This window comes from Olleya sp. KJ81-1 (assembly GCF_055808135.1).
Window position 1 is genome coordinate 1,981,222 of record NZ_CM147854.1, and the last position, 12,257, is coordinate 1,993,478.

Sequence of the window (12,257 nt, forward strand, 5' to 3'; positions counted from 1 at the left end):
TTATTGGTGTTATTTAATCTTGCTTAATTACCTTTTTAAAGTAAAGTGGGCTTTAAATTGTTTTCTTGTATTTGAGGTATCGTTTGGCTCTCTATACTCAACCGTAAACCAGTAGTCACTAGTTGGCATTGGATTACCATTATACGTCCCATCCCATCCTAGTCCACTTGGGCTTAATTGTTTTAATAATTTACCGTAACGATCAAAGATGTATATCTCGGCATCTAATTGGTCTTCTATTCCGTAAATGTTCCAAGTGTCGTTAAACCCATCGTCATTTGGTGTAAAGAAGTGTGGATAGTCCATTACCATTACTGGTATACTTGCTTCTCCACAGCCATTAATGTCTCTTACTGTTATTATATGTTCTCCTGCTCCTACGTCTGTAAACATATACATACCGTCATTTGGTGTATTTGTTTCCCATGGTCCATCGTCTATACTAAACTCGAAGATTGAAACACCACTTCCTGTTGCGGTTACTGATATGTTATGTACTTCTGCAAAGGCTGCTGTGGTTACTTCTGCTGTGATTACTGGTGGCTCACTTTCTTCTACCGTTGCAGAGTCGTCATTGGTACATCCTGTAACTGCATCTGTTACTATTACTGTATACAAACCACCTTGTGTTGGTGTTAAGCTGCTTCCTGTTTCTCCTGGAAGAGTTACGCTTTCTAATTGCCACTCAAACGTGTAGTCTGTCGTGCTTAATCCTGTATCTAATACTGGTGTGTTTACCACTTCGGTTCCGTTTGTATTAACACATAATAAATAAAAGTCATCTAAATCAAACTCTGGTAATGGGTTAACTTGTAATGTGATTTCGGCAGTGTCATAACATACTGAGCTGTCTGCTTGATTATCTAACACACCATCGCCATCAATATCTACTGCATCTGCAATACCATCGCCATCAATATCTACTTCATCAATTAGACCATCTGCATCTGTATCTGTTCCGTCTGATAGTCCATCGCCATCAACATCTATTAGGTCAAAGACACCATCTAAATCGGTATCAATTGTATCAATCGTTCCGTCACCATTAAAGTCTATTCCTGTTGTCCCTAATCCTGCTAGATCGATAGCCAATGGTAATACAGTCATGGTATTGTTATCTACACGTACATAAATAACTTGTGGATTAACATTGTTTTCATATAAAAATGGTAACGCATCTGTTGCTGCATCGGCATCTGCTTGTGTTGCATAATAGCTTACAATGTAATTGGCTGGATCTTGTCCATCTAATACCTCTGGATTTAATGTTAATAAATCAAATTGTGCGCTATCATCAGTTGTATCTCCATCGGTTTCCATATTGTCATCACATATCTGGTATACGATTGGTACTAGGTCTGGATTGGCTTGTGCTGCTTCCTGAACTTCGATATTAAATGTCGTGGTCGTATCACATCCTGTTAGGGTATTGGTGATATTAACGTATATGGTTTGTGGGTTACTTGTATTGGTATATGGACTGCTTAATGCATTCATAGCCATATCTGCTTCACCTTGTGTTTCATGATACGTTACAGTAAAGATTGTTCCGTCTTGTCCGTTTAGGATTTCTGGTGTTTTACTTTCTAAATCAAAACCATATTGACCATCATTAAATAATTCGCAATAGATATAATCTTCTATTGGGCTAACCTCTGGTAATGGATTTACTGTAATGTCAAAACTTACTATAGTATAACATCCTGTTCCTCCTGTTCCTGAGGCATCTGTTCCGTTTGTTACACGCATGTAAATCGTCTGCGGATTAATTGCTACGCCTGGATTATCTGGATCTTCATTACTATGTGCTGTTGGGTCTACTATTTGATTAGTTCCCATTAAGGCATCATCTAAATCCGTGTAGTAACTTGCGCTTACGCCTAATTCTCCGTTTATTGTGGTTACTTCATTTGTGGTTAGGTCAAAGATTTCTATTAAATCATTTGGTCCTACAATATTCACATCATCACATAATTCTAAATCTGTAGGGTTTTGTAATGGTGTTGGGTTTGGTAACACACGGATGGTTAATGTTGTAAATGAGAAACATCCTGTATCTGCATCTGTGACTCTAACATAAACTGTTTGTGGGTTAGCTGGATTTGTTCCTACCATCATATTAGTGTACATGGTTGGGTCTACTATTGGACTAACGTCGGCTTGTGCATTGGCTTGTGTTTCGTAATAGGTTACAATCCAACTAGGATTACCTGCGGTAATTTCGTCGTTTTTAACCGTTAGGTCAAACGTTGCCATATCGTCATTGTTTTCGTAATAATCTGCATCTAACTCATCGCATATTGCTAATGGTGTTGGTTGCACAATTACTGGTGGAAACTCAACTCGGATTATAAATGAGCCTGTTGTAACACATCCATTTACGTTACCTTCTAATCTAACATAAATTGTCTGTGGGTTAGTAACATTAGTATAGTTACTTGTGTTAACTATTGGGCTAGTTCCATTGTCTGCTGCTAATTGTGTGGTATGGTAAGTTAATGTAAAATCTGCTGGATCTTGTGTCCCTAAGATTTGTGGTGCCATTACTGTATCAAAATCAAATTGGCTAAACCCATCATCATTATCATCACATACGATATAATCATCGATTACTAATGGTACTACTGGTGATGGTTGTACTTGTAATGGTAATACGACTATTGTAAAACATCCTGTGATATCATTTTCTGCACGCACATATATCATTTGCGTGTTTGCAACGATATTTGTGTATGGACTAACTAAGGCATTTAAATCGTTTGTCGCATCGGCTTGTGTTTCGTGGTAACTGATGCTTACGTCTGGCTCTCCATTTAAAATCGTTGTTGTTTGACTGTCTAAATTAAAAGTTGTAAATCCGTCGTTATCGTCATCACATTCTATTAAAGCCACTGGACTTGCTTGTGGTGATGGGATAGGATTAACTCTTAAGTCTAATGTAATTGTGCTTACACAGCCTGTTACATTATCCACTGCTCTTACATAAACCGTTTGTGGGTTTACAATATTAGTGTATGGACTAAATATTTGGTCCGCTGCTGTAGCATTGTCTGCTCCTGATTGACTAATATAGTGGGTTAAGGTGATTCCGGTTTGTCCTGCTAGAATTTGTGCATTGGCATCTTCTAAATTAAAGGCTTCTACTTCGTCTCCTGGATTGTTATAATCACATAAGGCTATTGGATCAGGTTGTACTAATACTGGTAATGGGTTTACAATTAAATCCATTGGTGTTACTGTAGAACAGCCATTAGCGTTATCATCCACACGTACCCAAATAATTTGTATATCTGCGGTTGTGTTTGTGTAAGCATTTGGTGTTGCTATTGCGTTTGTTGGCACATTAGCGTTGGCTTCTGTTTCGTAAAATGTTATTGTATAATCTGCTGCTGCTAAATCGTTTGTTGTATCTGAATCTAACTGATTTAATATCTCTGGATTGTTTAATTCTAAATCAAAAATTGCAAAACCGTCAGCATCATTATCACAAACTTCTAAAGCACTTGGGTCTGTGATTTGTGGTGTTGGATTTACTATTAAAACCAAGTCTACAAACGTTGCACAGTCTGTTGAGATTGTTGCACTTTCTACGCGTACATAAATAACCTGAGTATTTGCTACAATGTTATTATATGGACTAACTAATGGGTTTACGTTATTTGTCGCGTCACTTGAGGTTTCGTGATAAGTAACCGTTAATCCTGGTGCGCCTCCTGTAATTTCTGCTGTAGCATCACTTAATGTGAAGACTCCAAAGCCATCACTGTCTGGATCACAATACTCTAAAGCAGTTGGTGTAAATGCTACTGGTGCTTGTACAACATCTAATTGTAAAGTCGTTGTTGTAAAACAGCTTGTAGTCACATCTTCTACTCTTACATAAACTATTTGTGGGTTAGAAATGTTTGTATAAGGGATGGCTAATGGACTAGTTTCTGTTTCTGCATCTAATTGCGTTAGGTAATAACTTACTGCATAGTCTGGGTTACCTCCACTAATTTCATTGTTTTTAATACTTAAATCTATACTTGTAAATCCGTCTGGTGTACCATCATCACAAACTTCTAATGGTGTTGGTGTGATTGCTGTAGGTAATGCATTTACTATAAGATTAAAAGTTGTAGACCCATAACATGTTGGATTAATATTATCGTTAACTCTTACATATACAATTTGTTCTGGCGAATCTATATTTTGATAAGTAGTTGGATTTAAAATAGGATTAGTTTCTGCCTCTAAATCTGTTAAGTTTTCATAAAAAGTAACTGTATAGTTTGCTGGATCTTGACCTCCAAGAATTGTAGTTTCTTGAGTTGTTAAATCAAAAATCTCAAATCCATCTTCAGAAACATCATCACATACTACCATGTTAGCAGGTTGTACAGCTATAGCATTAGGATTAACAATTAAGGTAAATCCTCCGTTTGGTAAAGTAGTAGCTGTATAACAGTCTGAATCAATTAAGCTTTCGATACGAACAAAAACATATTCACCATTGCTACCATTATATGGACTAACTAATGGGTTATCACCTGAATCAGCATCTGCAAATGAGTTATGATACGTTACTGTATATTCTGAAGTTAATTGCGTACCTAACACTGTTGCAGTCTGTAATTCTAAATTAAACATTTCAACACCATCATTAGACAAATCATCACAAACCTCCATGTCTGGTGCTTGGTTAAGAACCGATGTTATCACATCTAGATTAAAAGTATCAACATCTGAACAAGTTCCTGATGCCACATCTTCAATTCTGATATGAATAATTTCTGGATAGGTTTCATTTCCAATGTAGTTGGCTGGGTCCGCAATAGGATTAAGTCCCAATTGTGCATCTGACAAACTATTATGATAACTAATAGATACGTCTGCAGCGACTTGACTTCCTATCGCTTCGGAATCATTAACCGTTAAATCAAAAATTTCATTTCCGGAAGGATTATTACATGTAATAATATCAATGGTATTTTCCACCATTGGTCCTGGAATAAATTCTATTAAAACAGAATCTGTCGCTTGACATGTTGCAGAAAAAACAACATCAACACTATAAACACCATTTTCCGTTGCGTTTAAAGTAGATCCCGTTTCTCCTGGTATAACAACTCCGTCTAAATACCAAGTATGAGTTGCTGTAGGTAAGTTTGTATCTAAAGGTACAGATCCTCCGGAACATATTGCTGTACCAGCATCTATGGTAACATCATCTCCTAAATCTCCTCCTAAATTAAATGTTCCTGCTCCTAAAAACACTGCTGCATTATAGGCTGAATCACCATCATCCGCAATAACTAGTTTAATGTTATAAGTGTTACCAGGCGTTACATTAGAAAAAGCAGTCATAGAAGTTGTATAACCTCTAAAATCGATTGGAGAATTTCCTGGAGGCAATCCTCCTGCTCCATAATAAGAGTCGAAAAAGGTTGGATTAACCGATGGACAACTAGCATTATACGCATTGTCTCTAACCGTAAACACAGAAACAACATCTGTTGTTCCTGGCACGATTGCCAAATTAGTAACTGCAGTCGTTGATAAATCCGTTAATAAAAATGCAAAAGCATCTGTAAATCCACATTGGAAACCTCCATACTCTTCTGATGCGAATAAGAAATCAAAACTTATACTATCAGCTATTGGCACAAAATTAAACTCGATAAAAGAAGCATCATTTGAATCTCCTGGGTTTAATGCTGGTATTGCATTTTCTAAATCTGCATCTCCTGGCCATCCACCACTACTTTGTGTTCCTGTTTCAGGTCCTTCAGCTTCCATTGCATCACCAGAATTTAAAACAATACCTGCTTCAAATGGAAATGCACCTGGAAGTGCTGTAAAATATCCAATCCCATTTTCTTGCCCAAAATTGCTTCCTGTGCTCCAATTAAAATTAGAAACTGTAGCACATGGACTATCAATTAATACATCCTCTATTAATTCCGGAACTGTATAAGTTGTTTGATTTACAGTAATATATGGACTTAAAACTTCTACTTCGATAGTTGTAGAAGCAGAACATCCTGTTGGATTGCTATCTGTTGCTGTAAATGTTACAGTAAACGTCCCTAAATTGTTAAATACATGACTTGATGATAATCCTGCTGCTGAAGATCCATCTCCAAAATTCCAGTTATAAGTTGCTCCTGTTCCGTCATCTTCAAAAGTTGCACTACCATCAAAACTAACAGTACCACCTAAAGGAATTTGAATAACACCTAAACCATCAGCTACTGGGTTTGTAGCATCTATAGTAGGTGTAATTGTTTGACAGGATTGTAAACATGAAATATTAGCAGCCCAACCTGAAGTATTTGCTGCTGCACTACTTACAAACTCTATTGTAATACAACCTGTTGCACTAGTTGTTGATGCAGAAATTGTACCTGGATTATTTGCTGCTCCACCACCAGAATATGTACCAATTACCGCAGCACTTGTATCATCACCATCATAGATAGTCATTACGTCAGAACCTAGTTGCGTACTAAATGTAGTAAATTGTATTTGAATAAATTGATCTGGTCCATCTGGACATAGCGTTAAAACAAAATTCTCGTTATCAGCATAATTAGCCGATGCTCCTCCTGAATCATAAAGCACACCTGAACATTGCGAAAACGTTCCGTTTTGCATCAAAATATCTTGAGATTGAGCAGTGAATAAAGCACCTAGAAAAGTAACAATAAGTAGAAATTTTTTCATTTCTTATTTAGTAAAAGGGTTGAATAATTGGTTAATTTACAATTATACTAAAATACTGCCTAATAATTTGATTAAATTCATCTTAAAAAATGATAAGAATAGATCTTACATAGATCAATTAACACGCATTTTTATAATAAAAACAGACAGGGTTGAATAGTATATATATTAAACAGTTACAATTCAAAAACTCCTACCCAACCCTAGAGTTTACAAATTATATCTATATTTGTTTTAACTTATAAAATCATACAATGGAATTACAAAAATGGATAGACAAAGGGTCTGAAATTATTATTGAATACACGCCTAAAATGTTAGCTGCAATAGCTATCTGGATTATTGGTGCTTTTGTTATTAAACAAGCTCTAAGAGCTTTGAAAAAACTAATGCTAGTTAGAAATTATGATGAAAGCTTACAAAAATTTTTAATAAACCTATTACGTTGGGTTTTAAAAATTGTACTAATTATAGTCGTATTAGGTACGTTAGGCATTGAAACTACATCCTTTGCTGCGATATTGGCTGCAGCAGGTTTAGCTATTGGATTAGCTTTACAAGGGTCTTTAGCTAATTTTGCTGGAGGTGTATTAATTATGTTATTTAAACCTTTCAAAATTGGTGACTTGATAGAAGCACAAGGTCAAGTTGGAGTTGTAAAAGAGATCCAAATTTTTACGACTAAACTTACAGGATTATCAAACAGAGAAATTATTATACCTAATGGCTCTTTGTCCAATGGAAATATTATTAATTTTTCTACTGAAGGTACGCGACGTGTAGATTTGGTTTTTGGCGTTGGGTATGAATCTGACATTAAAAAAACAAAAGAAGTTTTAATGTCTGTATTAACCGCTAACCCTAAAGTATTAGAAGCACCTGCACCTACAGTAAATGTGATTGAATTAGCAGATAGCTCTATTAATTTTGCTGTAAGACCTTGGTGTAAAGCTGAAGATTATTGGGCTGTTTATTTTGAGACAACCGAACAAACTAAAGAAGCACTAGATGCTGCTGGTATTGATATACCTTATCCACATAGTGTTGAAATACAAAAACAGGCTTAATTATTTTTTAGATTTTATTGCTACAAAATCTTTTAAGTAATACGGTTCAAAATAAGCGACATCTTCGGTGTCGCTTTTTTTGTATTTATTAAAACTTAAAGCACTCATTTGATCTGCAGAAGGTAATTTGTTTTCAATAAACACTGCATTGTTATTATCTAATAACGCTTTAGTTTTAGCTACACCATCACCAATAAAGTAGACTTTATTTTCTGACAAATAAGATTGAAATGACGTCTCATCAAGGACTTGCGCTTCAATTGCTCTAATGCTATTAAACTGAGTATCAAAAATAGCAGAATACACCTCTAAACGTCTAGCGTCTAACATTGGTACAATTAATCCAGAATCTGCTTTTACTTGATGCGCTAAGGCTTCTAAAGTAGATACAGATATTAATGGTATGTTTAAAGCAAATGCTAAGCCCTTTGCTGCAGACACACCTATGCGCAATCCTGTATATGATCCTGGTCCTTTACTTACTGCTATGGCATCTAATTGTAACGTTGAAATCTTTGCTTCTTTTAACACCTCATCAACGTAAACATGGAGTTTTTCTGCATGAGAATAACCATTTCCGTAATCTTCCTTTAACACCAAAGTCTCTCCTTTATGAGAAAGAGAGACTGAGCAGTTAGTTGTAGACGTTTCAATATTTAAAATATATGCCACTTTTATTCTGTTATTGGTTTATCAAGATAAAAATCTAACACTTTAGTTTTAAAAACGTAATTGTATTTAGCGTTTAAAAAAGACGATTGTGCATTTATTAGTCGGTTACGAACTTGTTCTAATTGAAACGATGTACTAACACCTAAATCGTATTTATCTTGTTCGTTTTGAAAAGCTAACTCTTGAGACTCTAAAGATATTTTAGACGCTTCATATTGAATTAATGAAGCCTTAGCATCAGCAAAAGCTTGCTCGACATTGGAAGTTAGCGTTTGTTTTTCTTGCTCTAAATCTAAAATGATTCGATCTTTACTAATCTCTGCTCTTTTAACACTTGCATCTGTTCTAAATCCATTAAAAATTGGCACGTTTAAACTAAAACCAACATTGTATCCAAGGTTGTTTTCAATTTGCTCTGCAAATCCATTTTTTTGCAATTCGATTATTGCCTCTCCAGACGTTGCATCAAATCCTGTAACTATAGGTAAAACATCATCTTGTCCTTGTAAATGTTGGTAAGACGTACTTGCACCAACACCAAAACTTAAGGTTGGTAAATACGCGCTTCTTGCTATTTGATAGTTTAACTCAGCATTATCAATATTAAGTTGTGCGCCTTTAATTTCTGGACGATTATCTAAAGCATAAGATAAAATTTCGTTTGAATTTTTGTAAGCTAAGACTGCTTCCGTTAAATCAATATCTACATTTTGAATATCAAAACCTTGAGATGGTATTTGTAATATCTGTGATAAATCTAATAGTGATAAAACCACATTGTTTTTGGCATTAACTAAGCGCTCATTATCTGAAGCCAATTGCGATTTAGAGACTAACAAATCTGCACTTGCTCTGGCTCCTGCATCAACAAGTTCTTGTACTTGCTCTAAACTTTTTTGGCTAATTGCTACTTGCTCTTCTGCTTGCTTTACCGCTTCACGATTAAACAATATATTTAAATACGCATTTACAACATTTAACGAGATATTATTTTTTAAAATATCTAATTGAATCTTACTATTTTCAATACCTAAATCTGCTTGCTTTTGAAGATTTGTATTTCTAAAACCATTAAATAAGGTAACACCTGCATTTAAACCAAACCCATTACCTCTAGAATCTCTAGAAATCCTGCTTCCGTTTTGATCTATAAACGAACCAAAATTCCAATTTTGAGAAGCACTTGCATTTACTGTAGGTAAAAAGTTTCCTTTTGCAGATTTTAAATTTTGTTCTGCAATTTGTTGATCTAGCAGTGACTGTCTAACGGTTATGTTGTTTTGCAATGCGTAATCAACACTTTCTTTTAATGACCACTTTTTTTCTTGAGCAAAAGCTGTGAAGCCTACTAAGAATACTAATGTGAATTGTATTATATTTCTAGTTTTCATCTTCGTTATCTTCTTTTGATGCTTTGTTCCACACTTTAATTTTTTCTCCTTCTTTAACACCTTCTGTGATTTCGACATTAATCCCATCAGACAATCCTAATTCAACATCTCTTTTTTCAAAAGTACCTGGAGCTGTTTCAATGTCAACAAATGGTTTTTCAGTAATTCTGTTAAACTGTAATAATGATTCTTTAATCACTAAAATACTGTCCTTGCTTTCCATTTCAATTTCAGCATTAGCACTATAACCAGCTCTAATTTTAGTTGAAGGTTCTACCGTTACATCTGCTTTAATTGTAAACTGTACTGCTCCATTCTCTTCCATCCCTTTAGGCGCCACAAATGTAAGTTTAGCAGGAAACACTTTTTCGTTAATCGCACCTAAAATTACTTTAATATCTTTTCCTTCTTCTAATTTACCAACTTCAGCTTCATCCACTTTACCTTCAAAAATCATTTTGCTCATGTCTGCAATAGTCGCAATTGTAGTACCAGCATTAAAGTTATTACTTTCAATAACTTGATCACCTTCTCTAACCGGAATTTCTAGAATTGTTCCAGGAATTAAAGCGATAATATTTGTATTTGCAGATCCACCACCAGACAATGATCCTCTTTTAATAATTTGGTAATTATTTTGAGCTTGATTTAAAGTTTCTTGTGCTTGGTTTAAAGACAATTGACTGTTTTCAAAATCTTGTCTAGATATAACCCCTTTTTCAAATAAAGCTTTATTACGATCGTATAATGTTTTAGCATTATTAAACGCTAGTTTTGCTGTAGATATTTGTCCACTTGCACCAACCAAACTTTGCTCGTTAGGTACGACTCTAATTTTAGCAATCACATCTCCTTTTTTAACGATGTCACCTTCCTCGACTAGGATTTTATCGATAATACCAGAAATTTGAGGTTTTAGCTCTACTTCTTCCTCTGGATTTAATTTACCTGTAGCTACCGTTTTAGTATTTATTGAGGTATAAAAAGGCTCTGCTGTTTTAAACTCTTCCACTGATTTAGAACTTGAGTCTTTAAAGTATTTTAACACCATTAAAAGTGCTATTACCAAAGCAACAATTACAATTATTTTTATTACTTTTTTCATTTTTATATAGTTTACTCGGTTGATTTTAAAAGTTTTTTAGACTTTACTTTAATTATATTTAATTGATAAAATTATTCTTCTCTTAATGCCTCAATAGGCTTAATACTTGTTGCTTTAAAGGCTGGTATTAGTCCTATTAAAGTCCCTAATACCACCAAAATTATTAAGGCAATAAATACCACTGCAATAGACACTGATGCGTTAACAATAACAGCTTCTGCACCTTGACCAAAAGCACTATCCAACGCTATTAGTATCCAGCCACCAGTAATTATACCTAACAGTCCTGCAACTAAAGTGATTGATACAGCCTCCACAACAATTTGTCTTTTAATCTCATAAGGTGTGGCACCTAAAGCACGTCTAACACCTATTTCTTTAGTTCTTTCTTTAACTGTAATAAGCAATATATTACCAATTGCAAATACACCTGCAATTAAGGTTGCTATACCAACAAACCAGGTTAAAAATTGCATTCCTGTTAAAAATCCAGTGATTTTTGCAAACTCTTTACCTAAATTAAAACTACCAAATGCACGTGTATCATCTGGATGCACTCTATTTAAGTTTCTTAAAATTAGTTTGGAGTCTGCTTCAATTTGCGAAATATCGTATTCTGGTTTACCAGTAATCATCATCCAACCAATATTTTCACCCATATTATATATTTGTTGAAAAGTGGTGAAAGGAATATGAATATCACTAGATGGTCCCATATTAGCATTACCAGTTTCAAACATACCAATTACTTTAAAATTCATTCCGTTTAACAGAATGTATTCGCCTATCATTTCTTCATCCTTTTCAAAAATTTGTTTGTAGATTTCTTCTGAAATAACGACGACTTTCCTATTTTCATCAATATCAGTTTGATTGATAAAACGTCCACGAATCATTTTCTTTTTTTGAACTTGATCTAATAAAGGATAATCACCATTTACACCAAAATTACCAGACAGAAAATTACGTACTACCAAAGCAGAACTTTGATTTCTTGGCACCACAAACTCAATACCTTCAACATTTTCTTCAATTTTTTTAGCGTCACTTATTTTAAGTTGTACTTGTCTACCTTCCTGAAACCCTTTAAAAGGTTTGCTGGTACTTTGTGCCCAAACAAACACACTATTTGTAGCAAAATCACCAAATAATCTATTAAAAGAATTTTCTAACCCTTTTGCTGAGCCAAGTAATCCGATAAGTAGTAAAATTCCCCACCAAACACCAACCATAGTTAATGCTGAACGTAGTTTGTTTTTACTTAAACTATCGTAAACTTCTTGCCATGTATCTCTTTCGAATAAAAACATTATA

The 12,257-nt window shown here is 34.6% G+C and carries 6 protein-coding genes; 1 reads left to right on the forward strand and 5 read right to left on the reverse strand.

The features are described 5' to 3' along the window. Window positions 1-27 precede the first annotated feature (27 nt). Window positions 28-6,708 (reverse strand): choice-of-anchor L domain-containing protein, encoded by a 6,681-nt coding sequence (locus tag AC0L3M_RS09500; protein ID WP_473430575.1) that lies wholly within the window; start codon window positions 6,706-6,708, stop codon window positions 28-30. Between the two features lie 254 nt (window positions 6,709-6,962). Between AC0L3M_RS09500 and AC0L3M_RS09505 the strand changes: the two genes are divergently transcribed. Next, the gene (locus tag AC0L3M_RS09505; protein WP_473430576.1) at window positions 6,963-7,775 is read left to right on the forward strand and encodes a mechanosensitive ion channel family protein; all 813 of its coding nucleotides are present in this window, start codon (window positions 6,963-6,965) and stop codon (window positions 7,773-7,775) included. Here the strand turns inward: AC0L3M_RS09505 and tsaB are convergent, their stop codons facing one another. From tsaB to AC0L3M_RS09525, 4 genes are all read right to left on the reverse strand, one after another. After that, window positions 7,776-8,447 carry a tRNA (adenosine(37)-N6)-threonylcarbamoyltransferase complex dimerization subunit type 1 TsaB gene (gene tsaB, locus AC0L3M_RS09510; protein WP_473430577.1) on the reverse strand — a complete coding sequence of 224 codons (672 nt, stop codon included), beginning with the start codon at window positions 8,445-8,447 and terminating at the stop codon, window positions 7,776-7,778. 2 nt (window positions 8,448-8,449) lie between these two features. After that, window positions 8,450-9,838 (reverse strand): TolC family protein, encoded by a 1,389-nt coding sequence (locus AC0L3M_RS09515; protein ID WP_473430578.1) that lies wholly within the window; start codon window positions 9,836-9,838, stop codon window positions 8,450-8,452. Beyond that, window positions 9,828-10,943 carry an efflux RND transporter periplasmic adaptor subunit gene (locus AC0L3M_RS09520; RefSeq protein ID WP_292947613.1) on the reverse strand — a complete coding sequence of 372 codons (1,116 nt, stop codon included), beginning with the start codon at window positions 10,941-10,943 and terminating at the stop codon, window positions 9,828-9,830. Before AC0L3M_RS09520 ends, AC0L3M_RS09515 begins: the two co-directional genes overlap by 11 nt. Before the next feature lie 71 nt (window positions 10,944-11,014). Then, window positions 11,015-12,256, reverse strand: a complete 1,242-nt coding sequence (locus AC0L3M_RS09525; RefSeq protein WP_292948097.1) for an ABC transporter permease — start codon at window positions 12,254-12,256, stop codon at window positions 11,015-11,017. Window position 12,257 lies beyond the last annotated feature (1 nt).

What these genes read in the sequence shown, in the direction of transcription:
- AC0L3M_RS09520 (WP_292947613.1), bottom strand. Translation starts at nt 10,943, where the DNA reads ATGAAAAAAGTAATAAAAATAATTGTAATTGTTGCTTTGGTAATAGCA.
- AC0L3M_RS09505 (WP_473430576.1), top strand. Translation starts at nt 6,963, where the DNA reads ATGGAATTACAAAAATGGATAGACAAAGGGTCTGAAATTATTATTGAA.
- AC0L3M_RS09500 (WP_473430575.1), bottom strand. Translation starts at nt 6,708, where the DNA reads ATGAAAAAATTTCTACTTATTGTTACTTTTCTAGGTGCTTTATTCACT.
- AC0L3M_RS09515 (WP_473430578.1), bottom strand. Translation starts at nt 9,838, where the DNA reads ATGAAAACTAGAAATATAATACAATTCACATTAGTATTCTTAGTAGGC.